This window comes from Thalassobacillus devorans (assembly GCF_900176565.1).
GTDB lineage: Bacteria > Bacillota > Bacilli > Bacillales > Halobacillaceae > Thalassobacillus > Thalassobacillus devorans_A.
Window position 1 is genome coordinate 991,025 of sequence record NZ_FXEH01000006.1, and the last position, 23,853, is coordinate 1,014,877.

General features: G+C 44.5%; 22 protein-coding genes. 19 read left to right on the forward strand and 3 right to left on the reverse strand.

Annotated elements, in window-relative coordinates; genetic code table 11:
* Positions 1–49 precede the first annotated feature (49 nt).
* On the forward strand, positions 50–130 hold the full coding sequence (spoVM, locus tag B9Y67_RS15920) for a stage V sporulation protein SpoVM (RefSeq protein WP_037985670.1): 81 nt from the start codon (positions 50–52) through the stop codon (positions 128–130).
* A gap of 126 nt (positions 131–256) precedes the next feature.
* Here the strand turns inward: spoVM and rpmB are convergent, their stop codons facing one another.
* Positions 257–445, reverse strand: a complete 189-nt coding sequence (gene rpmB / locus B9Y67_RS15925; RefSeq protein ID WP_028782733.1) for a 50S ribosomal protein L28 — start codon at positions 443–445, stop codon at positions 257–259.
* 267 nt (positions 446–712) lie between these two features.
* Here rpmB and B9Y67_RS15930 point away from each other — a divergent pair, with 267 nt between their 5' ends.
* Both B9Y67_RS15930 and B9Y67_RS15935 read left to right on the forward strand, forming a co-directional pair.
* On the forward strand, positions 713–1,075 hold the full coding sequence (locus B9Y67_RS15930; RefSeq protein ID WP_062445785.1) for an Asp23/Gls24 family envelope stress response protein: 363 nt from the start codon (positions 713–715) through the stop codon (positions 1,073–1,075).
* 45 nt (positions 1,076–1,120) lie between these two features.
* Positions 1,121–2,782 carry a DAK2 domain-containing protein gene (locus B9Y67_RS15935; RefSeq protein WP_085508171.1) on the forward strand — a complete coding sequence of 554 codons (1,662 nt, stop codon included), beginning with the start codon at positions 1,121–1,123 and terminating at the stop codon, positions 2,780–2,782.
* Here B9Y67_RS15935 and B9Y67_RS15940 read toward each other — a convergent pair.
* Positions 2,763–4,484 carry an IS1182 family transposase gene (locus tag B9Y67_RS15940; RefSeq protein ID WP_085509221.1) on the reverse strand — a complete coding sequence of 574 codons (1,722 nt, stop codon included), beginning with the start codon at positions 4,482–4,484 and terminating at the stop codon, positions 2,763–2,765. The genes B9Y67_RS15935 and B9Y67_RS15940 overlap by 20 nt on opposite strands.
* A gap of 377 nt (positions 4,485–4,861) precedes the next feature.
* Between B9Y67_RS15940 and B9Y67_RS15945 the strand changes: the two genes are divergently transcribed.
* From B9Y67_RS15945 to B9Y67_RS15960, 4 genes are all read left to right on the forward strand, one after another.
* Positions 4,862–6,328, forward strand: a complete 1,467-nt coding sequence (locus B9Y67_RS15945; protein WP_085508172.1) for a protein adenylyltransferase SelO — start codon at positions 4,862–4,864, stop codon at positions 6,326–6,328.
* Between the two features lie 86 nt (positions 6,329–6,414).
* Positions 6,415–7,155, forward strand: a complete 741-nt coding sequence (locus tag B9Y67_RS15950) for an SDR family NAD(P)-dependent oxidoreductase (RefSeq protein ID WP_176224027.1) — start codon at positions 6,415–6,417, stop codon at positions 7,153–7,155.
* 193 nt (positions 7,156–7,348) lie between these two features.
* Positions 7,349–7,657 (forward strand): transposase, encoded by a 309-nt coding sequence (locus tag B9Y67_RS15955; protein WP_085505303.1) that lies wholly within the window; start codon positions 7,349–7,351, stop codon positions 7,655–7,657.
* Positions 7,658–7,668: 11 nt separating this feature from the next.
* Positions 7,669–8,565 carry an IS3 family transposase gene (locus B9Y67_RS15960; RefSeq protein WP_254901863.1) on the forward strand — a complete coding sequence of 299 codons (897 nt, stop codon included), beginning with the start codon at positions 7,669–7,671 and terminating at the stop codon, positions 8,563–8,565.
* Positions 8,566–8,821: 256 nt separating this feature from the next.
* Here B9Y67_RS15960 and B9Y67_RS15965 read toward each other — a convergent pair whose 3' ends face one another.
* Positions 8,822–10,099, reverse strand: coding sequence for an NCS2 family permease (locus B9Y67_RS15965; RefSeq protein WP_085508179.1), 1,278 nt, complete (start codon positions 10,097–10,099; stop codon positions 8,822–8,824).
* 231 nt (positions 10,100–10,330) lie between these two features.
* Between B9Y67_RS15965 and sdaAB the strand changes: the two genes are divergently transcribed.
* The 12 genes from sdaAB (at position 10,331) to B9Y67_RS16025 (ending at position 23,690) form a co-directional block, all read left to right on the forward strand.
* Positions 10,331–10,993: an L-serine ammonia-lyase, iron-sulfur-dependent subunit beta gene (gene sdaAB / locus B9Y67_RS15970; protein ID WP_085508181.1), complete on the forward strand. Its 663-nt coding sequence runs from the start codon at positions 10,331–10,333 to the stop codon at positions 10,991–10,993.
* An 18-nt stretch (positions 10,994–11,011) separates the two neighbouring features.
* Positions 11,012–11,896, forward strand: a complete 885-nt coding sequence (sdaAA, locus tag B9Y67_RS15975) for an L-serine ammonia-lyase, iron-sulfur-dependent, subunit alpha (RefSeq protein WP_085508184.1) — start codon at positions 11,012–11,014, stop codon at positions 11,894–11,896.
* 4 nt (positions 11,897–11,900) lie between these two features.
* Positions 11,901–13,937 carry an ATP-dependent DNA helicase RecG gene (gene recG / locus B9Y67_RS15980; RefSeq protein WP_085508186.1) on the forward strand — a complete coding sequence of 679 codons (2,037 nt, stop codon included), beginning with the start codon at positions 11,901–11,903 and terminating at the stop codon, positions 13,935–13,937.
* A 207-nt stretch (positions 13,938–14,144) separates the two neighbouring features.
* The gene (locus tag B9Y67_RS15985) at positions 14,145–14,969 is read left to right on the forward strand and encodes a M55 family metallopeptidase (protein WP_085508188.1); all 825 of its coding nucleotides are present in this window, start codon (positions 14,145–14,147) and stop codon (positions 14,967–14,969) included.
* Between the two features lie 13 nt (positions 14,970–14,982).
* The gene (locus tag B9Y67_RS15990) at positions 14,983–15,915 is read left to right on the forward strand and encodes an ABC transporter permease (protein WP_085508190.1); all 933 of its coding nucleotides are present in this window, start codon (positions 14,983–14,985) and stop codon (positions 15,913–15,915) included.
* A 2-nt stretch (positions 15,916–15,917) separates the two neighbouring features.
* A complete protein-coding gene (locus tag B9Y67_RS15995; RefSeq protein ID WP_085508192.1) occupies positions 15,918–16,880 on the forward strand; it encodes an ABC transporter permease in 963 nt (320 codons plus the stop codon).
* A 5-nt stretch (positions 16,881–16,885) separates the two neighbouring features.
* Positions 16,886–17,881 (forward strand): ABC transporter ATP-binding protein, encoded by a 996-nt coding sequence (locus B9Y67_RS16000; RefSeq protein ID WP_085508194.1) that lies wholly within the window; start codon positions 16,886–16,888, stop codon positions 17,879–17,881.
* Positions 17,882–17,921: 40 nt separating this feature from the next.
* Positions 17,922–19,550: a peptide ABC transporter substrate-binding protein gene (locus tag B9Y67_RS16005; RefSeq protein WP_085508196.1), complete on the forward strand. Its 1,629-nt coding sequence runs from the start codon at positions 17,922–17,924 to the stop codon at positions 19,548–19,550.
* 139 nt (positions 19,551–19,689) lie between these two features.
* A complete protein-coding gene (locus B9Y67_RS16010) occupies positions 19,690–20,607 on the forward strand; it encodes a S66 peptidase family protein (RefSeq protein ID WP_139823826.1) in 918 nt (305 codons plus the stop codon).
* A gap of 20 nt (positions 20,608–20,627) precedes the next feature.
* Complete coding sequence (locus tag B9Y67_RS16015; RefSeq protein ID WP_085508200.1) at positions 20,628–21,746, forward strand: mandelate racemase/muconate lactonizing enzyme family protein; 1,119 nt, start codon at positions 20,628–20,630, stop codon at positions 21,744–21,746.
* Positions 21,739–22,680, forward strand: a complete 942-nt coding sequence (locus tag B9Y67_RS16020; RefSeq protein ID WP_085508202.1) for a C40 family peptidase — start codon at positions 21,739–21,741, stop codon at positions 22,678–22,680. Before B9Y67_RS16015 ends, B9Y67_RS16020 begins: the two co-directional genes overlap by 8 nt.
* Before the next feature lie 47 nt (positions 22,681–22,727).
* The gene (locus tag B9Y67_RS16025) at positions 22,728–23,690 is read left to right on the forward strand and encodes an ABC transporter ATP-binding protein (RefSeq protein ID WP_441007563.1); all 963 of its coding nucleotides are present in this window, start codon (positions 22,728–22,730) and stop codon (positions 23,688–23,690) included.
* Positions 23,691–23,853: the final 163 nt, after the last annotated feature.

The window sequence follows — 23,853 nt, forward strand, 5'->3', positions numbered from 1 at the left end:
CACCATACAGCTTGTCCGCAGTTGATTCAGGAAAGAGGAGGGGGACTCATTGAAATTTTATACCATTAAACTCCCAAAATTTATTGGTGGCTTTGTCAGAGCTGTCATAGGAACCTTTAAAAAAGGGTAACAAAAAAAGCACCCCGGCGCAGGGTGCTTTTTTTGTACTTTAAGAAAGCTTAATAGAAAAAATGTAAAAAATTACTGTATTAAAGTAAACGAAATGCCTGTCAGTGACAGGCATACTACTGCGTGATTATACGCGTGTTACTTTACCAGATTTAAGTGCACGGGCAGATACATAAACTTTTTTAGGCTTTCCATCCACTAGAATGCGTACTTTTTGTACATTAGCCTTGAAATTACGTTTATTAGCGTTCATAGCGTGCGAACGATTGTTACCTGAAGTTGTTTTGCGTCCAGTTACTACACATTTACGTCCCATGGTAATCCCTCCTAGTGCTTACAAGTATATCTTGAAATACTTATACAATGTATCATAATGCAATCAGGATTGCAATAATTGCTGTTAAATTATATCAAGAATTTTCACTTGACAGAACGCTTGAATTCATCCAAAGTATTATAGGGGCAATCTTTGAAAAAGACACGATAGATGCCCAGAACGGATAAGTACCAGCGATAATCCTGACAAGCTTGTGAATGTGTTATAATATAGGGAATAAACGAACAGGGACGAAGGAGGATCATCATGTCTGTTGATATGAATACTAAATATGGTCAAGTAACAATCAGTAACGAAGTAATTTCTACCATCGCAGGCGGTGCCGCTGTTGAATGCTATGGAATCGTAGGGATGGCTTCAAAAAGCCAGCTGCGTGATGGTATTGCAGAAATCCTCAGAAAAGAGAACTTTTCTAAAGGCGTGGTGGTCAGACAGGAAGATGATTCATTGCATATTGATATGTATATCATCGTAAGCTACGGGACGAAAATTTCTGAAGTTGCTCACAACGTCCAATCTCAAGTCAAATATACGTTGAATAAAACAGTGGGATTATCCGTAAACTCAGTGAACATTTATATTCAGGGTGTTCGCGTTTCTACTAACTAAACAATAATAACAGACAAACTAGCAGATATAGAGGAGGAAGCAGGTGTGACGGTTAAATTGTTGGACGGTAAAACGTTCGCTGAAATGGTGCTCGCAGGCGCGCAGCATCTAACCAATAACGCGGATATGATTGATGCGTTGAACGTCTTTCCCGTTCCTGATGGTGATACGGGTACGAATATGAATTTATCGATGACTTCAGGTGCTAATGAAGTCAAGAATGTAAAGGAAAATCATACAGGGGATGTTGCCCAGGCACTGGCCAAGGGTTTATTAATGGGTGCGCGAGGCAATTCAGGTGTCATTCTCTCTCAATTATTCCGTGGATTCGGAAAAGAACTCGCTCAGAAGCAATCCTGTGATACAAAAGAATTTGCCCAGGCGTTGCAAGCAGGTGTTGAAACGGCTTATAGAGCGGTGATGAAGCCTGTGGAAGGGACCATTTTGACAGTTGCTAAGGAATCGGCAGAAGCTGCTGTCAAGACAGCAAAAAAAGAAGAGGATATGATCGTTTTTCTTGAGACGGTTGTAAAAGAAGCTCAGGCTTCTTTAAAACGCACTCCGGAACTGCTTCCGGTCCTGAAAGAAGTCGGAGTTGTAGACAGTGGCGGGCAAGGTCTATTGACTATCTATGAAGGATTTCTGGCAAACCTGAAAGGGGAAACACTGCCGGAACCTGACACTGCTGGTTCCATGGATGAAATGGTGAATGCCGAGCATCATAAGCTCGCTCAGGATTTCATGGACACAGCAGATATCGAGTTTGGCTACTGTACCGAGTTCATGGTCAAGTTCGAAGAGGACAAGCTTAAGGATAACCCTTATGATGAAGACCAATTCCGCAATGAATTGAGTGAAATGGGAGACTCTCTGCTTGTCGTTTCCGATGATGAATTGATAAAAGTACACGTGCACGTCGAATACCCTGGCGAAGCGATGACACTCGGTCAGCGCTACGGCAGTCTCGTGAATATGAAAATTGAAAACATGCGCGAACAGCACACTTCTATCGTAGGTGATAAAAAAGAGAAGCAGCCAAAAGCAAAAGCGGAATATGGAATTGTCACTGTTTCTATGGGGGACGGCCTGAAAAAGATGTTTGAAAGCCTTGGCGCCACTGTTGTCATCCAGGGAGGCCAGACAATGAACCCAAGTACACAGGACATCTCGGAAGCTGTGTCAAAGGCTCATGCTAAAAATGTACTGATCCTGCCTAATAACAAAAATATCGTCATGGCTGCCGAACAGGCGGCTGATCTTGCGGAAGACAATGTGGCGGTGATTCCTAGTAAGTCGATCCCTCAGGGTATGAGTGCTTTATTGGCATTCAACCCGGATGCTGATCTGGAAACAAATCAACAGGAAATGTCCGGCATGATGGAACAGGTGAAAACCGGGCAGATCACCTATGCGGTCCGGGATACCCAAATCGATGGCATGACCATTGAAAAAGATCACTTCATGGGAATTTTCGATGGGGATATCAAAGCGACCGACAAAGATAAAATAACTACCGTTGAGAAACTCCTGAAAGAAATGATTGATGAAGATGAAGATGAAATTCTTACCGTTTTAGCCGGTGAAGAAGCAACCCAGGAAGAAATCGAGAAACTCGAAGCTTTCATGGAAGAAGAATTTGAAGATATCGAAGTAGAAGTCCATCAAGGCGACCAGCCGATCTATTCCTTCATATTCTCAGTCGAATAATTATCAAAATAAGGGGCTGTCCCAAAAGTCTCTTTAAAATGAAAAAAACCACGAAGAAATTAATTTTTCTTCGTGGTTTTTTCGTTGTGAGCTTATTTCCCCAGTGAAACAGGCGGTTCCACTCCGCCTGTTTCAGGAAGTTGTGGGCGATGGCGACCAGCCCAAACTCTATATTCACTTTATCCATGCCCCGGAGAGAAAATTTCCGGAACGACCGATTGCCTTTGATATGACCGAACACACTTTCTACCTCAACTTTTCGTCTGGCATAGATGCGTGCTCCTTCGTCACACCAAAGGCTTTCTCTTGCTTCCTTCTTCAGTTTTTCATATTCCGGGTTATAGTAAACACGCCGGTTTCCTTTTGCTTTCGTGCATTTTTCTTTTAAAGGGCATCCGGTACACTCTTCACATTCATAGACCTTGAATCTTCGCGTATATCCGTACCGGTCGGTACGGTGAGAATGGAATTGAAAAGGAACCTTGCGTCCATTCGGACAAATGTAATAATCTCCATCTGCCTTGTACTCCCAGTTCATAACCTGACTCAGGTCTTTTTTGAACGAACGAGACTGCTCTTTTCGCATCGTGTTGTATGGGATGAGTGTCTCAAACCCTTCCTTCTTCGCGTATTTGTAATTGGATTCTCCGCCATAACCTCCATCAGCGACAATTGTGTTGGGGAATGGAAGATCTGCAGCCTGTAGCTTTTGAATATGCGGTTCAAAACAACGGGTGTCCGTAGGACGCTGATGGATCGAGTAGCCGATAATGAATTGGTTTTCTGTTCCTGCCTGCACATTATAACCAGGTTTTAACTGCCCATTCTTCATGTGATCTTCTTTCATTCGCATAAAAGTGGCATCGGTATCTGTCTTGGAAAAACTATTGCGATCACCGAAGGTGGCTAGCTGGGTTTCATACTTTTTCAAACGAGGAAGGTAGTCCTGTCTCAACGATTTATAGATACGTCGTTTGGCACGGAATATTTCCTTTTTTTCTTTCTTCTTCACCTTATCAGTTTCCTCTTCGACCGCCTTTTCCGCTTGTTCTACCTGTGCTTCTACCTGCTCGACAACTTTTTCTAATTGTTCGGAAGTTACTCGCTTGGCAGAAGACCCCTCATCAGTGAGTATTTTTTCATCCAACTCAATGGCATCTTCAATATCCGCGAAAGTTTGATTCAATTTTTCCTGTAGTTTTTCTTCGTAACCTTGGACGGATTTTTTCCACACAAACGTGTATTTATTGGCATTCGCCTCGAATTTGGTTCCATCGAGGAAGTAGTTGTCCATGGATATGTATTCTTGGTCGATCAGAAGTTTAATCAACTCCGTGAATAAAGGTTCAATGATCGCTTTCATCCGTTCTGAACGGAACCGGTTGATAGTTCGGAAATCTGGTGTCTGTTGGCCGGCCAGCCACATCATCGGCAGATGTTCTCTAAGGGATTTGGCGATTTCACGGCAGGAATAGATTTTTTGCGTATAGGCGTATAAGATAACTTTTGTCATCATTTTGGGATGATAGGAGCTCCGACCGCCGCCTTGATATTGAGAGAAAAAGATGTCATCGTTGACCTGTTCCACCATGGCATGAATGACACGGACCACATGGTCCTCAGGAATTAAATCACTGAAGTCCATTGGTAGAACTAACTGCCCCATGTTATAATCAATAAAAGTAGCTGAAGAGTTACTCATAAAAAATCGCCTCACTTTTCGTTTTTTGTTTGTTTGGTCGCTTACATTATAACGAATGAGGCGATTTTTTTGTATGTAAAAATGAAGTTTCTGCATTGTTGATTGCTAATTTGGGCAGGGAAACGATGAGACTCCTACGGGAGAGGCAAGGCTGACGAGGCCCCGCAGGGCGAAGCCCGAGGAGACTTGTCGTCTTCCCCGTGGAAAGGGAATCGTTTCCCAGCCCCACTTTTTCGGTATCAACAATAATGAAAAAAGGCTGCCCCTATAAGTCTTTTTTAGACTTATGGGACAGCCCCTTTTGATTATATTTAGTTTGTGCAGGGGACTATAAGTGAATAGAAAACTATAAACCTTAACTATGTAAAGGAGATATAATGACACATCATAAAGAAATTGGATGGAACTTTGAAAATAGTTATGCACGACTGCCAAAGCCATTTTTTGAACAAGTAAAACCAGAGACGGTTCCTTCACCGAAGCCCGTCATCATCAATAAGTCTTTGGCAGCAACTTTAGGTTTGAACGGTGACAGCCTCGAAACGGAAGAAGGAGTAAAGGTGTTGGCAGGGAACCACGTGCCCGATCAGGCGGAGCCGATTGCACAAGCGTACGCAGGTCACCAGTTTGGGCACTTTACTATGTTAGGAGACGGCCGTGCCGTTTTGCTTGGTGAACAAATCACACCATCAGAAAAACGATTAGATATTCAGCTCAAGGGCTCAGGACGTACCCCATTTTCGCGCAGAGGCGATGGCCGGGCAACCCTTGGCCCAATGCTGCGGGAATATATCATCAGTGAGGCGATGCATGCTTTAGGTGTACCGACCAATAGAAGCCTTGCTGTAGTAACAACAGGAGAATCGGTCATCCGGGAAACACCATTGCCAGGTGCCATATTAACCCGTGTTGCTGCCAGTCACCTTCGAGTCGGCACCTTTGAATATGCCAGAAGACTGGATGATATTGAAAAACTCCAGGAGCTTGCTGACTATGCCATAGAGCGCCATTTTCCTGAAATTGAACTAAATGAAGACCGATACCTTGCTTTTTATGAAGAAGTGGTCAGACGCCAGGCCAAATTAATAGCAAATTGGCAGTTGATTGGGTTTATTCATGGGGTGATGAATACGGATAATATGACCATCAGTGGAGAAACGATTGACTATGGGCCTTGTGCTTTTATGGATGAATATGACCCGGCGACCGTGTTCAGCTCGATTGATGTGCAAGGCCGTTATGCCTATCAAAACCAGCCGGCAATTGGTCAATGGAACCTGGCGCGCTTAGCCGAGGCCCTTTTACCATTGATTCATGAAGACCAGGACCATGCAGTGGAACTGGCTCAAGAGATTCTGGGACACTACCAGGAATTTTATCATAACTATTGGCTGGCAGGAATGAGAAAGAAACTGGGCATACAAAATGAAGAGGAGAAAGATGAGAAATTGATTGAAGACCTTCTTGATATCATGAAGAATCACCGTGCTGATTTTACCAATACGTTCCGCCTGTTAACGTTGGGTAAACCGGAGGATACTGCTATGAATGAGAGTCCGGAATTCAAGCAATGGTATGAGCGGTGGCAGCATCGGTTAGACAGACAGGACTTATCAAAAACCTCTGCCTATCAGGAGATGAAGAAAGTCAATCCAGCCATCATCCCTCGTAATCACCGGGTGGAAGAGGCGTTGGAAGCGGCTGTCCAAAATAGTGACTACAGTGTGACGGAACGGCTTTTAGAGGTTCTTTCTGATCCCTATGCCTATTCACCGGAACAGGAAGAATACACGACCTTGCCAGCACCATCCAGGCTCCCATACCGAACCTATTGCGGGACCTAAGACAGTGGAAAACCTACTGTCTTTTTTTGGAAGCATCGTTTACAGGTCAGCTGTTTCGGTAACTTAGTAGAAAAGGAGGCAGGATAATGAAAGACAGAAAAACTGTGATCGTAACTGGAGGAGCTAATGGCATTGGAAAATCCATCGTAAACTCCTTTTTAGAAGAAGGCTATAGAGTTCTACTGGTTGACAAAGATGAAAAAAAAGGGAGAGAAGTTTGTGAACAAGCGCAGAAAAACAGCGGTTTAGTGGAATTCAAAAAATGTGATGTAGGGAATTACAGGGAAGTCCAAAAGTTATTTAATGAAATGGAAAGCGAATATAATCGCATTGACATTTTAGTCAATAATGCGGGAATTTCTAAATTCAAAAATTTTTGGGATATGGAAGAAGAAGACTGGAATGAAGTGATTGCTGCGAATTTGAGCAGTGTATTTTTTCTTACCAAACAAGCAGCTTTACTTATGAAGGAACATGGGGGAAGCATTATCAACATTGCCTCCACGAGAGCCTCGATGGCGGAACCCCACACGGAAGCCTACTCTGCAAGTAAGGGAGGCATAGTCGCACTGACCCATTCTTTAGCGATGACGTTGAGTGACTACTATATCCGGGTGAATAGCATCAGCCCCGGATGGATCGAAACAGAGCATTATGAAGACTTAAGAGAAATCGACCACTTTCAGCACCCTTCCAAAAGAGTTGGCAGACCAGAAGATGTCGCCAGAGCCTGTGTATTTTTAAGTCAGGAAGAAAATGATTTCATCAATGGGGAGAATATCGTCATTGACGGCGGGATGACTCGGAAAATGATTTATGAACATTAACAAGCTGGTTCCGTGAGGAGTTAATTAGGGGAGGTAGCCAATCTGGTTAAATTGTCTCTTATATAAATGATCATTCTCTCTTCCCATAATTTTATCTCACTTATTTTTAATTTTTGGAACTAGTATAGAAAGTGGACACAGGTAGTGAGCCATGTTTTAATCGACCTAAAGCTTAAATTAAGGACGTGTTCACTTGACTAAAAAAATGAAGAGTTACAGTTCGGAATTTAAAGAGTATGTAGCTAAAATGATTGTCCTAGACGGACATAAAATGACTGATATTTGCAACAAGCTCAATTTACCTTACGGTACCGTTAAGCGGTGGGTAGGGAGCTATCGTGACAAGCAGAAGAACGCAGAAAAAGAGGAACAAAACCAGCTATTAACGGCTTCTGAGTACAAAGAGATGTATGAAAAAGAACGGCAAGAGAAGCTTGAAGCTCAGGAGGAAGCCGAAATATTAAAAAAGGCAATGCACATCTTCACGCAAGAAAAAGAGTAAAGTTCGAGTTCATTTATGAACATCGTACAGAACACACCGTATCGAAGATGTGCGAAGTTCTTGGTGTGTCTACATCCGGCTATTATGCTTACCTCCACAGGTTAGAGCGGCCAGAAACAGAGCGGGAAGCATTCAATCGTTATTTAGATGAGCGAATTCTATTTCACTATCACGATAATCATGGGTGTTACGGCAGCCCTCGTATTCATAAAAAAATCCGGGATGAGGATGGACTATCGGTTTCCTTGAAGAAAGTGACTAACCGTATGAGAGAGTTAGAACTGTATGCAGTGCCACCAAAGAAATTTGTAGCGACTACCGATTCGAAACATGCCAATCAAACTTTTCCTAACCATTTGAAACGAGAGTTTCAACCAGAAGCTCCGAACAAGGTCTGGGCTACAGATATTACCTATATTCATACTGGTGAAGGATTCTTGTATCTAAATCCTGTCATGGACCTGTATTCTCGCCGTATTATCAGTTTTCGTATTGACGACCATATGAAACAATCGCTATCTCTACATGCCTTAGAAGAAGCTATCTCCCTTCGGGAGCCAGAAGCAGGATGGATCCATCATTCAGATCAAGGATCCCAATACTGTTCCAGGGCATATGTAAAAACCCTTGAAGAAGCCCAAGCCACTATCAGCATGAGCCGGAAAGGCACACCCTATGATAACGCTTGTGTCGAGAGCTTCTTTGCCTCTTTTAAAAAGGAGTACCTGTATAAATACGTATTCCCTACAAAAGCTGAAGCTATTTTAGCTGTTCAATTTTATATTAAATTTTATAACCAGAAGCGTATGCATTCCTTCTTGGATGATAAGAGCCCTATCGAAAAAGAAAAGGCCTATTATTCGAGCCAAAGTCAGAAGCTCGCTTCAGCACACATTCCCTCTGCATAAAGGGTAGGATCGTTTTTGGTATCCTTCCCTTTATGCGGAGGCATCCAAGTGTTTCGGAAGAAAACACGCGGAAGAAAAAAATGGCCCGATGAGTGATCTATTTTTGTCCACTTTATTGACAGAATTCCAAAGTGTCACGCATCCGGGCGAAGCTTCTCACATACTATGCCGGTTGTCTCTCTTACGCCTTAAAATATCATTCTTTTAACTATAAAAAAAGCTCAGAGTTAGCCATTAACTCTGAGCACCTTAACTATTAATGTCCGACTGATCGCATGACAAATTCGAATAAGAACATCATGGCTATGAATACGACTGGGAAAGATAATTCCCTTTGTTTGCCAATCGCCAGCTTTACCAGCGGATAGGCGATGAATCCAAAAGCCATCCCATCAGCAATCGAATACGTGAAAGGAATCATGACAATGATCAAGAAAGCAGGCATTGTCTCGGATAACTGATCAAATTCGATATGTTTGATGTTCTGCACCATCAAAGCCCCGACAATAATCAAAATCGGGCTGATAGCAGTAGCTGGAACCACCGATATCCATGGTATCAATAATAACGTGGCGAGGAACAGGATAGCCATTGTAAATGCTGCGCGGCCGGTTTTCCCTTTTGATGCAATGACAGCGGCACTTTCAGCGGATGATACCGTTGGGGAAGTGCCAAGAAAACCACTTGCAAGTGCCGAAAAAGCGGTTGCTTTATAAGCGCGTTTGAACTTGCTTTCATCTCCCAGCATCGCAAGTTGTCCATGTATCAGGCCCATATTCTCAAATATCAGCACGATACTTAACGGGAAGACAGCCATCCAAAAGGTCAAAGTCCCGATTCCTTCAAACGAAGGCACCCAGATGAAAGACCCCATATCCATGGAAATGCCTGTTCCCGGTTCGCCAAGCAGTCCAAAAAAGTAGGCAATCACGGTTCCGATGATCATCGTGACCAGGAAGTTGCCGGGAACGTTTCTTGTGAACAGAAATATCCCGATGAATAAGGTCAACAGGCTGGTAATCACCATTTCGGAAGAAGGGTTTCCCAGTGCAATCAAGGAGTGTTCCCCTCTGACAACCAGCCCACCTTTTTCAAGACCGATCAGGGTCAGGAACAACCCAAGTCCTACTGTGATGGCATGCTTCAGGGAATCTGGAATCGCTTCTTTCAGCCACTCCCCGAGTTTCGTAAATGCCGTCACAAGGAAAATCAAAGAAGATACGATGACGACTGCCAGCCCTTCCTGGAAGCTCATACCGGTGCCTTCGACTATCGTATAGGCGAACAGGGCGTTGACTCCCATCCCTGGTATCAGCACCATCGGGGCATTAGCGAGCCACCCCATCAGCAATGTACCGACAAAGCTGGCAAGGATGGTAGCGACCATCGCATTCTCGACGCCGATCCCTGCATCGTTCAGGATCGAGCTATTGACTGCTACAATGTAGACAGTTGTAAAATAGCCGATCAGACCAGCAAGGATGTCATTTTTCCACGGAGCAGCATCAATGGCATGTTTACGCTTGTTAAACATGGTTTACTCCTCTATATATTTGTAGCCCTCTCCCACCCGGTTGTTCATGCAACCCACAAAGTTTAATTATAATACCTCATTCGTATTCTGGCAATACCTTCAACTTTATGGTAAAAATAGTAGGGAATACTCCTGTTCAAGTAAACGTTTTCCCGCTAAAATAGAATAGGGAATAAGCGTGTGTAGATACCATACATAACGGCTTATCTTGTGGAAGGGAAAGGTGATTGGATGAAATATAAATCAGTTTTCGATATTATGGGTCCGGTTATGATCGGACCATCTAGTTCACATACAGCTGGAGCAGCCAGAATCGGACGGGCTGCAAGGAACCTGTTCGGACGGGAACCGAAGTGGGCAGAAATTCATTTGTACGGTTCTTTTGCCCGAACCTATAAAGGCCACGGTACAGACGTTGCCATCGTCGGCGGATTATTGGATTATGATACGCACGATACCCGGATCAGGGATGCGTTAGATACAGCAAAACAAAAAGGAATGAAAGTGAGATTTCATGAAGAAGAATCTCATACCGACCATCCGAATACAGCGAGAATACGTATCGGTGACGATAAAGGAGACCTGGAGCTTGTCGGAATCTCCATTGGCGGAGGTATGGCGGAAATCACGGAGCTGAACGGCTTTGAATTACGTTTATCCGGAAGCCACCCGGCTGTCCTGTTGATTCATAATGACAGGTACGGAGCGATTGCGTCTGTTACCGGTATATTGGCACGACATGAAATCAATATCGGACATATGGAAGTGTCACGCAAGCAGGAAGGCCAGCAGGCGTTGATGGTGATCGAAGTCGATCAAAACATAGACGAAAGCATTTTGAAAGAGCTGGAGAGAGCAGACCATATCTTACAGGTTGCCAAGATCGTCGACTAATAGAAAGGAGCATGATTTATGTTTCGTAATGTAGCTGAACTCGTCGAAATGGCGGAAAGCGAAGGCATTCAAATATCAGAAGTGATGATTCGTCAGGAAATGGAAGTAAAAGAGAAGACACGGGAAGAGGTTGTCGGACAGATGGAACGCAATCTCGATGTTATGGAAAAAGCGGTCGAAGATGGCTTGAAAGGGGTAAAATCTCACAGTGGTTTAACTGGCGGGGACGCTGTACTGCTGCAGGAGTATATGAAAAACCACGAACCTTTGTCCGGTACGATTCTGCTTGATGCTGTCAGTAAAGCCGTAGCTACCAATGAAGTCAATGCCGCAATGGGAACCATCTGTGCCACGCCTACTGCGGGAAGTGCCGGATGTGTTCCGGGTACGCTATTTGCAGTGAAAAATAAACTGAACCCGACGAGAGAACAAATGGTACGTTATCTTTTTACCTCCGGAGCATTCGGCTTTGTTGTTGCCAATAATGCATCTATTTCCGGGGCTGCCGGCGGCTGTCAGGCGGAAGTAGGTTCTGCTGCCGGAATGGCTGCTGCTGCTATCGTGGAGATGGCTGGCGGTACACCATCGCAGTCAGCAGAGGCAATGGCCATTACATTAAAAAATATGCTCGGACTTGTTTGTGATCCGGTTGCCGGTCTCGTTGAAGTTCCTTGTGTGAAAAGAAATGCCATGGGCGCCTCCAACGCAATTACAGCAGCGGATATGGCACTGGCAGGCATTACAAGCCGGATTCCATGTGACGAAGTGATCGATGCGATGTATAAAATCGGACAGACCATGCCTGTGGCTTTAAGAGAAACAGCCCAGGGGGGGCTTGCTGCGACACCGACAGGCAGGGAGCTAGAAGCGAAAGTGTACGGAATTTCTTTGAAGAAAGAGTGATAGTGTGTTGACGCAACCAGTTTCTGAGGTGAATGGTGTCGGGGAAAAATTGACAGAAACCTTGAATGAACTAGGAGTTTACACAGTAGAAGATCTTATGTTCTATTTTCCTTATCGCTATGACACCTACGAAGTTAAACCATTGACGGAACTTGTGCATAATGAAAATGCCACGATTGAAGGGGAGGTCATCGGGGAACCTTCCCTTACTTTTTATGGGCGGAAAAAATCCCGGCTGACAATGACCTTGCAGGTAGATCAATTCGCCGTAAAGGCCGTCATGTTCAACCGGGCATTTGCAAAAAAACAGATCAGTGCCGGCGACATTATTACGGTCACGGGAAAATGGGATCAGCACCGGCTTCAAATAACGGTCAGCCAATACAAGAAAGGACGGGCGGAAGCACAGAACCCGATTCAGCCCGTTTATTCACTGAAAGAAAACATCACCATGAAAAAAATGCGGAAAGTAATCCTGACTGCCTTAGAAGCATATGGCCACGAAGTAACAGAGATTCTGCCAGAGCAGCTGATTGACAGCTATAAACTCCCGGAACGAACGAAAGCACTCTGGCAAATGCATTATCCGGAAAGCCGGGAATTATTAAAACATGCGAGAAGAAGGTTTACGTATGAAGAATTCCTGATTTTCCAGTTAAAAATGCAGCTGTTGAGGAAAATGAAGCGGGAAGCTACAGAAGGTAACAGACAGGCCTATGATAATGATAAACTGACAGCCTTTGTAGATTCCTTCCCTTTTGAATTGACCAAAGCGCAAAAGAGATCGCTGGCAGAAATTTTAAAAGATATGAAATCCCCACATCGGATGAACCGCCTCCTGCAAGGGGACGTGGGATCAGGGAAAACAGCTGTTGCAGCTATCGCTCTATATGCTTCCATTACAGCCGGCAATCAGGGTGCGTTGATGGTGCCAACGGAGATACTGGCGGAACAGCATTATGAATCCTTACAGGAAATGTTCGGTGACCGGGTCAAGATCGTCTTATTGACGGGGTCTATTAAAGGGAAACAGCGAAAAGCTATTCTCGAAGAGATCCGCACCCAAGAGGCAGATATTATTGTTGGTACACACGCGCTGATCCAGGAGGAAGTTATCTTTTCCAAACTCGGCCTGGTCATTGTAGATGAGCAGCACCGCTTCGGTGTTAACCAGCGCAGGACATTACGGGATAAAGGGCTTCACCCGGACGTTTTGTTCATGACGGCAACCCCGATTCCGAGGACACTTGCTATTACGGCCTTCGGGGATATGGATGTATCGGTAATCGATGAAATGCCGGCTGGCCGTAAACCCGTCGAAACCTATTGGGTGAAAGGTGACATGATGGATCGCGTCCTTCAATTCATTCAAAAAGAGGTTGCCCAGGGCCATCAGGCATATGTTATTTCACCTTTGATCGAGGAATCCGATAAATTGGATATTCAGAATGCTGTCGATTTGCATTACCAGCTGCAGACGTTTTATGAGCCTGACATCCAAGTAGGGTTGATGCACGGACGCCTTCATCAGGAGGAAAAAGAAGCCGTCATGCAGCAGTTTGTAGACAACGATATCCAGGTTCTCGTCTCCACGACGGTTGTAGAAGTAGGGGTGAATGTCCCTAATGCGACCGTGATGGTCATTTATGATGCAGAACGTTTTGGTCTCAGTCAGCTGCATCAGCTTAGAGGCCGTGTCGGCCGTGGTGATGCGCAGAGCTACTGTATTTTATTGGCAGAGCCAAAAGGCGAAGTCGGCAAGGAACGAATGCGGATCATGACAGAGACGACGGATGGGTTTGAATTATCGGAACAGGATCTTCAGCTCCGTGGGCCAGGTGATTTTTTTGGAAAGAAACAAAGTGGCGTCCCGGAATTTAAAGTCGGGGATATGGTTCATGATTACCGCGCACTCGAGACCGCCCGGCAAGATGCTGCAGATATTATATCTTCCGGTCAGCTGGAGACGGAGAAAGAATGGACAGCACTGAAAAACATGCTGTACAAGGACGAAGCCCTGCAAGGAGAAATACTGGATTGATGGAGAAATAGGGTTGTTTCAGTGGCGAAAGACTGATGCACCAATGAGTTTGATTGGCGGTATCAGTGTAACGCTACGGAAACAACCTTTTTCAAATTTCTACATATTTATGAACTGCATTGCTAATTAAGGAAAAATTTGATAGAATTTTAAGAAAATTCCCCCAAAAAACTTAACCATTTAAACGACCAAAGGAGTGTTGCATCTATGAAACTATTTCTTTCCGTGGATATGGAAGGAATAACCGGTCTGCCCGATTATACATATGTAGACTCATCGGAACTGAATTACGACCGGGCCCGCCGCATCATGACAGAAGAGACGAATTACGTAATCGAAGCAGCCAGGAAATCAGGTTGTGAAGAAGTATTAGTGAATGACAGCCATTCAAAGATGAATAACCTGTTGATCGACCAGCTCCACCCCGATGCTCAACTGATTACAGGAGATGTGAAACCGCTGTCAATGGTCCAAAGCCTTGATGACAGTTTCGCAGGAGCAATGTTTATCGGATATCACGCACGAGCCGGTCAGCGGGGAGTGATGTCCCATTCGATGATTTTCGGAGTAAGAAATTTTTACATAAACGATACCGAAGTAGGGGAATTAGGATTTAACGCCTATATCGCCGGTTATTACGGCGTGCCGGTATTATTAGTCGCTGGCGATGACTGCGCAGCCAAAGAAGCAGAGGCGCTTATACCAAACATAACGACAGCTGTCGTCAAAGAAACCATATCACGATCGTCAGTGAAAAGCCTTACCCCGGAAAAAGCGGGAGAGCTGATCCAGGAAAAAGTTACGGCAGCCCTGAAAAAACGTAACCTGGTCAAGCCGCTGACACCTCCTGATAACCCGGTACTGCGGATAGAATTTAATAATTACGGCCAGGCAGAATGGGCAAACCTGATGCCAAATACAGAAATTGAACCAGGCACCACCATTGTGAAATATAAAGCAAAAGATATCATAGAAGCCTATCAGGCGATGATCGTCATGACTGAACTGGCGATGCATACGTCTTTCAGTTAGGGAGGGTGCCTATATGACAAAGTACATAATCAAACGTTTTCTGATCATGATCGGAACCGTATTAATCATTGCTACATTGACTTTCTTTTTGATGCATGCCATTCCAGGTTCACCATTCAACGAAGAAAGAAACTCTAATGAAGTGGTCCAGGCTAACCTTGAAGCGCATTACCATTTAAATGAACCATTATTTATCCAATATCTTATCTACCTGAAATCGATTGCTACGCTGGACTTCGGACCATCGATCAAACACCCGACACAGACAGTCAATGATTTATTAGGGAGAGGCTTTCCGATTTCCTTCGAATTAGGGATTGTCACTATTCTCGTTGCTGTTATTTCAGGGATTATCCTCGGTGTATTGGCAGCTTTAAAACATAACGGTATCATCGATTATTTGGCAATGACGATAGCTGTCCTGGGTATTTCTATTCCAAACTTCGTGTTAGCCACCTTGTTAATTCAAAAACTTGCAGTCGATTGGGACATCTTTCCCGCTGCCACCTGGTCGAGTCCCTTACATATGGTACTGCCGACGCTGGCGCTCGCGACAGGACCGATGGCCATCATTGCAAGACTGACACGCTCGAGCATGCTTGAGGTTTTGACACAGGATTATATTAAAACTGCAAGAGCAAAAGGCCTGATGCCGTATAAGATTATTATCAAACACGCATTGAAAAATGCCCTGATGCCCGTAGTCACGATTTTAGGCACGCTGTTAGCAGGAATTCTAACCGGTACATTCGTCATTGAAAAGATTTTCGCAATTCCTGGCATGGGACGATATTTCATCGAAAGCATCAACCAGAGGGATTATCCTGTAATCATGGGGACTACTGTCTTCTACAGTTTTTTCCTGGTTTTCATGTTATTTTTGGTCGATATCGCCTATGGCTTGCTGGATCCTAGAATAAAGATGCATAAGAAGGAAGGGGAATGAGCATGAACCACCTTGCAGAAAAACAAAAGAAACATTCTCCTGCTGGCAATGATATTCCAGATGAATGGTTCAAACCTAAAGAAAAAAATGAAAACGACTCAGAAAAAGTTGTTCGTCCATCCCTATCTTACTGGCAGGATGCATGGCGCAGGCTGCTAAAGAACAAACTTGCCATTGGCGGACTGGTTTTTCTGATTTTTTTAACCTTTATGGCAATTTTTGGACCGATGCTTTCCCCTTATAGTGTGAGTGAAAGTGTCCGGGCCAATCAAAATCAGCCACCTTCTCCCAGTCATTGGTTTGGGACGGATAACCTTGGGAGAGATGTATTTACCCGGACATGGTACGGAGCGAGAATTTCTTTGTTTGTCGGATTGATGGCAGCTTTGATCGATTTTTTTATCGGTGTTATCTATGGAGGTATTGCCGGTTATAAAGGCGGTCGTACGGATAATGTCATGATGCGCATTATTGAAATTTTATACGGGCTTCCTTATTTACTGGTTGTTATCCTGTTATTGGTTGTAATGGGACCTAGCCTTATGACGATCATTATCGCCCTGACAGTGACAGGGTGGGTTGGGATGGCCCGTATCGTGAGGGGACAGGTCATGCAAATAAAAAATTATGAGTTTGTATTGGCATCTAAATCATTCGGGACAAAAACCTCGCGTATTATCCGGAAGAACCTTCTTCCAAACACAATGGGTCCGATCATTGTACAAATGACCCTCACAGTCCCGACAGCGATCTTTGCGGAGGCATTTTTGAGCTTCTTGGGACTTGGCATACAATCCCCATATGCCAGCTGGGGTGTAATGGCCAATGACGCATTAGGTACGATACTGTCCGGCCATTGGTGGAGGCTGTTTTTCCCGGCATTTTTTATTTCTGCAACGATGTTTGCTTTTAACGTACTTGGAGACGGGCTTCAGGATGCACTTGATCCTAAGCTCAGGAGGTGACAACATTGGAAAAATTACTGGAAGTTAGAGACCTTGAAGTTTCCTTTTTAACTTATGGAGGGGAAGTACAAGCTGTCAGGGGTGTCAGCTTTGACTTACATAGAGGTGAGACGCTGGCGATTGTAGGTGAATCGGGGTGTGGCAAGAGTGTAACAGCAAACTCGATCATGCGCCTGATCCCCCAGCCACCCGGACGTATAACGAATGGAACTATTCAATTCAAAGACAAAGAGCTAATCACCCTCCCTGAAAATCAGATGAGAAAGATTAGAGGCGTAGACATATCGATGATTTTTCAGGACCCGATGACAGCGCTGAATCCTACCTTGACGGTCGGGAACCAGCTTACAGAAGGATTGAAACAGCATACTTCTGTTTCTGCCAAACAAGCAAAGCAAAAAGCTGTGGAACTTCTTGACTTAGTCGGTATCCCTAACCCTGAGGAACGCCTCAGCCTGTATCCTCACCAGTTCAGTGGAGGTATGCGACAGCGTATTGTAATTGCAATGGCACTCATTTGCGAACCGGAACTGTTGATTGCCGATGAACCGACCACTGCGCTCGATGTCACCATTCAGGCGCAAATACTGGAATTATTCGAGCGTATTCAGGAACAGACAGGGGTAGCGATTATATTGATTACCCATGATTTGGGTGTTGTAGCGAAAATTGCTGACCGGATTGCGGTAATGTATGCCGGTAAGATCATCGAAGTTGGTACGAAGAAAGAAATTTTCTACCAGTCTCAGCATCCTTATACGAAAGGATTGTTAAATTCTGTTCCGCGATTGGACAGGAGAGAAGGAAAGCTGATACCAATCGATGGAACTCCTCCGGATTTATTTTCACCGCCGGCAGGGTGCCCTTTCACTGCAAGGTGTCCAAAGGCGATGGAAGTGTGTGACCGCGTTTACCCATTGGAGACAAAACTCTCATCCACACACGAGGTTGAATGCTGGCTTCAGGATGAACGTGCGAATAAATTGTTGGCTTCCAAGTGAGGCCTCAAGATAAATACATATTCAGAAGGGAGAAAAAGAAATGAAAAAATGGCTGATGTTGTTACTAGCCGTGATGGTGGCTGTAGTTCTGGCTGCCTGCACAACCAGTGGAAGCTCTGATAGTGGGGAGCAGAATGATGGAGGAGAGGAAGCTTCAGGGGGAGAAAAAGTATTGAAACTGAACAATGGCTCTGAACCTACATCCCTGGATCCTCCAATCGGTTTCGATTCCTACTCTTGGAATGTATTGAACAATTTAATGGAAGGAATGACTCGTTTGGATGAGTCCCACGAACCTGCAGCAGCAACCGCTGAAAAATGGGATGTTTCAGAAGATGGAAAGGTTTATACGTTCCATATTCGTGAAGATGCCAACTGGTCCAATGGAGATCCTGTAACAGCAGGAGATTTTGAATTCGCCTGGAAACGTCTGGTTGACCCGGAAGTCGCGTCCCCAGCAGCATTTCTTGGTTACTTCATTGAAGGAGCAGAAGCATATAATAATGGGGAAGGCTCTAAAGATGACGTGATGGTTGAAGCGGTAGACGAAAAGACACTCGAGGTTACCTTGACAGCTCCAACCGGGTATTTCCTGCATGTGATTTCTAATCCGGCGTTTTTCCCGATTAATGAGGAAGTGCAAAGTGAGAATGAAGAATGGTTCGCAGAAGCAGATTCATTTGTAGGAAACGGACCCTTCCAGTTAGCGAAATGGACTCATGACAGCGAGCTTGTCATGGAAAAGAACGACGAGTATTGGGATGCAGACACCGTCAAATTGGATAAAGTTGAGTGGGCGATGGTAAATGACACCAATACAGAATACCAAATGTATGAAAGCGGAGACCTGGACACGTCCGATATCCCAAGTGAAATGTCTGAAGAGTTGATTGATAGTGAAAACGTAGTAATTGAGGAGCAGGCAGGAACTCACTTCTACCGTTTTAATGTAAACGAAGAACCGTTTACAAATGAAAAAATCCGTAAAGCATTCGCTATGGCCGTCAACCAGGAGGAAATTGTCGAGTATGTAACGAAGAATAAAGAGGAACCTGCCTATGGTTTCGTATCTTATGGGTTCACTGACCCCTCTGGTGAAGATTTCCGTGATAAAAACGGAGACTTAGTGGAGTATGACCCTGAGCAAGCAAAGCAGCTTTTAGAAGAAGGCATGGAAGAAGAGGGTTATGAGGAATTGCCAAAGGTCACGCTAACATATAATACCAGTGACGTAAATAAGTCGATCGCTGAGACTGTTCAAAGCATGTATAAAGAAAATTTAGATGTCGATATTACGTTGGAAAATACCGAGTGGAATGTATTTTTACAGGATCAGAAAGACTTGAAACATCAATTGTCCCGAAGCTCTTTCCTTGCTGACTACGCAGATCCGATCAACTTCCTGGAAAGCTTCACAACTGATTCATCCATGAACCGTACAGGCTGGTCGAATGAAGAGTATGACGAATTAATTCAACAAGCCAAGTCCGAAGCGGATGAAGAACAGCGTTTCGAATACATGTATGAAGCAGAAAAAATTCTGTTTGAAGAAATGCCAATCTTCCCGATCCACTTCTACAACCAGGTAGTACTTCAGAAAGATGAAGTAGAAAATATCGTCCGTCACCCTGTCGGATACCTGGAATTAAAGTGGGCAGACAAAAACTAATAATAGAAAAAATAAGAGTTTCATAACTTTTTAGATCGAAGAAATGGCCGGGGCAGGTGTCGAGGAAGCAGGATCTGGGTGCAGATCATTGGCTGATCCCTGCTCCCGGCCTATTTTTACATAGGAAGAGGGAATGGAAATGGTATTACCGAATCGGTTACATAAAGGTGATAAAGTAGGCGTAATCGCACCGGCCAGCCCGCCGAATATTGATCAATTGAACAGGGCGATTCCATTTATGGAAACACTTGGCCTCGAAGTTGTTATAGCTGACCATGTGGAAGATGTTCATGGTTACCTTGCAGGAACAGATGAGGACCGTTTAGCTGATGTGCATGATATGTTTGAACGAGCTGATATAAAAGGAATCTTCTGTGCCGGCGGCGGTTATGGAACAGGAAGAATTGCTGATAAGATTGATTATGAGCTGATCAGGAAAAATCCGAAAATCTTCTGGGGTTACAGTGATATCACTTACTTACATACAGCAATCCGACAAAAAACAGGACTAGTTACTTTCCATGGCCCGATGCTCAGTTCCGATATTGGAAAAGATGACTTTCATGACGAATCAAAAACAATGTTTCATCAATTATTTTTTCCGCAGCCTTTGACTTACAACGAATCCCTTGCTCCGTTAACCGTAATTTCAGAAGGGGATGGAAGTGGCGAATTGACCGGCGGCAATCTTTCGCTGCTTGTCAGTACACTTGGAACTCCTTTTGAGGTCGACACGAAGGGAAAATTACTGTTAATCGAAGATATTGATGAAGAACCTTACCGGATCGATGGCATGTTGAATCAATTAAGGTTAAGTGGCAAACTTCAGGACGCTGCTGGTATTGTGGTTGGTGATTTCAAGAATGCTGAACCATCCAAACGACAAGCATCTCTCAGTCTATCACAAGTATTGACAGACTATTTGGGTGGACTTGCAAAACCAGTGGTGGCAGGCTTCAAGATCGGTCACTGTCAGCCGCATTATGCCGTACCATTGGGTGTTGAAGCAGAACTTTCTTCCAACGGGAAGTTGAAAATTTCGCCTGGTGTTAAGTAAATCAGTAGAGGAGTGCTCTAATGGATATTAAAAAAATAGAAACGATGCGTATTGCTGTTCCCTTACATACCCCTTTCAAGACTGCACTCCGGACAGTAACCGAAGCGGAAGCGATCGTAGTGAAAATAATCTGTGATGACGGAATTACCGGATGGGGAGAGGCACCTCCAACGCATGTGATTACAGGAGAGAGTCTGGATAGTATTGAAACTGCTATTGAAAAAATTATTGCTCCAAAATTGATTGGACAATCTCTTTTGGAACGGGAGAGGGTTTTTGACATCCTCCACACAGTTTTGGTTGGAAATACGAGTGCAAAAGCAGCAGTAGATATGGCTATATATGATTGTCTGAGTCAGTATGCTGGTATGCCTCTGTTCCAGTTTCTTGGTGGTTATCGCAACCGTTTGGAAACCGACTATACCGTCAGTGTCAATGAAATCGAAGAAATGGCAGACGACACTGCACGCTACATACAAAAGGGGTTTACTGCTTTAAAGGTGAAAGTGGGCAAAGATCATATCGAAACGGATATTCAAAGAATCAAGGCGGTACGTCAGGCAGCAGGGGAAGCTGCCGTGATTCGCCTCGATGCCAATCAAGGCTGGAAACCGAAAGAAGCCATCTATGCCATCAGAAAAATGGAAGACCTTGGGTTGAACATAGAATTGGTAGAACAGCCGGTTAAGGCTCATGATCTTCAAGGATTGAAACAGGTGACAGACCATGTTGATACACCAATCATGGCTGATGAAAGTGTGTTCTCCATGTATGATGCCAGAAAAGTGCTGGAAACAGAGAGTGCCGATTTCATTAACATCAAGCTCATGAAAAGTGGTGGCATCTATCAGGCTATGAAAATATGCACCTTGGCAGAAAGCTTTGGAGTAGAATGCATGGTAGGGAGCATGATTGAGACGAAGCTTGGAATAACCGCTGCCAGCCATTTTGCTGCCAGTCAGAAAAATGTCACCCGTTACGATTTCGATGCACCGTTAATGCTGACAGATGACATAGTGAAAGGCGGCATCCAATACCAGGGGAAACGGATCCACTTGACGGAAGAAAGCAGCGGCCTTGGTATTTCGGAGATAAAAAAACAATACATCCAGAATAAAGGGAGTGTTTCCAATGCTTGAAGGAACACATGAAAACTACATCGTCAACGTTTCCGTCGCTACGGTATGGACATCACCGAATTCCCCACGGGAACTTGATGAACCGGGGTTGACCAATCCTGTGAAACTAGAGGAATGGCTGGCCCTGTTAACAAAAGAAAAGCGGCTCGAGCTGTGCGATAAAAACCTGGTACAATCTCAACTATTATATGGAGAAGAAGTGCTGGTGACGGATAAAAGTGAAGACTGGGCGCATGTCATCATACCGTCACAGCCATCAAAAAAAGATGAGCGCGGCTACCCTGGCTGGGTTCCAATGACGCAACTGCAGCCGATTACGAGGGAGTTTTGGGAAAGAGAAAAATCAGCCGTGGTCGCTGCAAAGAAGTGTACCCTGCAAAAGGAAACTGGCGAACCAATTCTCGAATTAAGCTATATGACGACACTTCCTGTACAAGAGGTTCTGGAAGATTCCGTCCGTGTCAGCACTCCACATGGCACAGCTTATCTGGAGAAAAAGGATATCACCATTTATTCGGAATCCCTTGGGATGAAGAAAGAGAATGGCACGAACATTGTTCGTATGGGAGAGGCATTCACAGGACTTGCTTATTTCTGGGGTGGCATGAGTGCCTATGGCTACGACTGTTCCGGTTTTGCCTACAATATGCATAAAGCTGCAGGCTATCAAATACCGAGGGATGCCACTGACCAGGCGATGGCAGGGGTGGAAATATCTTTCGATCACCTGATGCCAGGCGACCTGTTGTTTTTTGCATATGAAGAAGGAAAAGGCAGGATTCATCACGTCGGGATCTACCATGGAGAAGGGAAGATGATCCATTCTCCAAGTACCGGCAAAGGAATCGAAATCATTTCATTAACAGGTACCATTTATGAAAAAGAACTTTGTGCAGCCAGACGCTACTGGCAGGAGACGGAGGGACCAGCATGAATAACAAAACGATTCTGCAAGTAAACGAATTGAAGAAGCATTTCAACATGGGGAAAGGACGTTTACTTAAAGCTGTCGATGGCGTGAGCTTTGATGTGTATCAGGGGGAAACGTTTGGGCTTGTAGGTGAATCCGGTTGTGGGAAGTCTACGATCGGAAGAACGATCATGGGGCTGTACAATCGTACAGACGGAAATGTGTTATATGAAGGTAATGACGTTCATCAAATGGATGAAGAGGGAAAATTCCAGTTTTACCGGAACATGCAGATGATCTTTCAGGATCCTTATGCCTCACTGAACCCACGCTCAACAGTCGGAGAAATAATCTCTGAACCGATGATTGTGCATGATTTATATTCTAATAAAAAACAACGGATGGAGCGGGTTTATGAACTGCTGGAAGAAGTAGGACTGAACCGGGACCACGCAACAAGGTACCCCCATGAATTCAGCGGCGGTCAAAGGCAGCGGATTGGAATTGCGCGTGCCTTGGCGCTGGATCCAGATTTCATCATCGCAGATGAACCGATTTCCGCGCTTGATGTTTCTGTTCAGGCCCAAGTCGTAAATCTATTAGAAAGGCTGCAGGAAGAAAAAGGGCTGACCTATCTTTTTATCGCTCATGATCTTTCGATGGTGCGCCATATATCAGATCGTATTGGTGTCATGTATTTAGGACATTTGGTAGAGTTGACGGACAGTGACAGCCTTTATGAAAACCCGAAACATCCCTATACGCAAGCCTTGCTGTCAGCGATTCCAATACCAGATCCTGATGTCGAAGAGAAACGGGAGCGTATGATTCTCGAAGGGGAACTTCCAAGCCCGATCGACCCTCCGAGTGGCTGTGTTTTCCGAACACGCTGCCCTATGGCGATGGAAGCCTGTGCCACGACCAACCCTGTCTGGCAGGCCGTCGGGGACAACCATTTTGTAGCATGCCACCTTTATAATGATGACATAGAAGATAAGACGCCGTTAAAAGATAAACGAAAACAAATGAATTAAACAAGAAAGGCTCTCCGTCAAGTATCTGAGGACTAATCGGGGCAGCCTTTTTTTGGTAATAATTACTGCCGTAAAGCAAATAAATCTCTTAAACAGGCGCGCTAAAATTTTTAAAAACGATGGGATTTCCACCAGGACATGGCTATGAGCGTTTCGAGCCTTT

What these genes read in the sequence shown, in the direction of transcription:
- rpmB (WP_028782733.1), bottom strand. Translation starts at nt 445, where the DNA reads ATGGGACGTAAATGTGTAGTAACTGGACGCAAAACAACTTCAGGTAAC.
- B9Y67_RS15930 (WP_062445785.1), top strand. Translation starts at nt 713, where the DNA reads ATGTCTGTTGATATGAATACTAAATATGGTCAAGTAACAATCAGTAAC.
- B9Y67_RS15940 (WP_085509221.1), bottom strand. Translation starts at nt 4,484, where the DNA reads ATGAGTAACTCTTCAGCTACTTTTATTGATTATAACATGGGGCAGTTA.
- B9Y67_RS15945 (WP_085508172.1), top strand. Translation starts at nt 4,862, where the DNA reads ATGACACATCATAAAGAAATTGGATGGAACTTTGAAAATAGTTATGCA.
- B9Y67_RS15950 (WP_176224027.1), top strand. Translation starts at nt 6,415, where the DNA reads ATGAAAGACAGAAAAACTGTGATCGTAACTGGAGGAGCTAATGGCATT.
- B9Y67_RS15965 (WP_085508179.1), bottom strand. Translation starts at nt 10,099, where the DNA reads ATGTTTAACAAGCGTAAACATGCCATTGATGCTGCTCCGTGGAAAAAT.
- sdaAB (WP_085508181.1), top strand. Translation starts at nt 10,331, where the DNA reads ATGAAATATAAATCAGTTTTCGATATTATGGGTCCGGTTATGATCGGA.
- sdaAA (WP_085508184.1), top strand. Translation starts at nt 11,012, where the DNA reads ATGTTTCGTAATGTAGCTGAACTCGTCGAAATGGCGGAAAGCGAAGGC.
- B9Y67_RS15985 (WP_085508188.1), top strand. Translation starts at nt 14,145, where the DNA reads ATGAAACTATTTCTTTCCGTGGATATGGAAGGAATAACCGGTCTGCCC.
- B9Y67_RS15990 (WP_085508190.1), top strand. Translation starts at nt 14,983, where the DNA reads ATGACAAAGTACATAATCAAACGTTTTCTGATCATGATCGGAACCGTA.
- B9Y67_RS15995 (WP_085508192.1), top strand. Translation starts at nt 15,918, where the DNA reads ATGAACCACCTTGCAGAAAAACAAAAGAAACATTCTCCTGCTGGCAAT.
- B9Y67_RS16005 (WP_085508196.1), top strand. Translation starts at nt 17,922, where the DNA reads ATGAAAAAATGGCTGATGTTGTTACTAGCCGTGATGGTGGCTGTAGTT.
- B9Y67_RS16010 (WP_139823826.1), top strand. Translation starts at nt 19,690, where the DNA reads ATGGTATTACCGAATCGGTTACATAAAGGTGATAAAGTAGGCGTAATC.
- B9Y67_RS16015 (WP_085508200.1), top strand. Translation starts at nt 20,628, where the DNA reads ATGGATATTAAAAAAATAGAAACGATGCGTATTGCTGTTCCCTTACAT.
- B9Y67_RS16020 (WP_085508202.1), top strand. Translation starts at nt 21,739, where the DNA reads ATGCTTGAAGGAACACATGAAAACTACATCGTCAACGTTTCCGTCGCT.
- B9Y67_RS16025 (WP_441007563.1), top strand. Translation starts at nt 22,728, where the DNA reads ATGGGGAAAGGACGTTTACTTAAAGCTGTCGATGGCGTGAGCTTTGAT.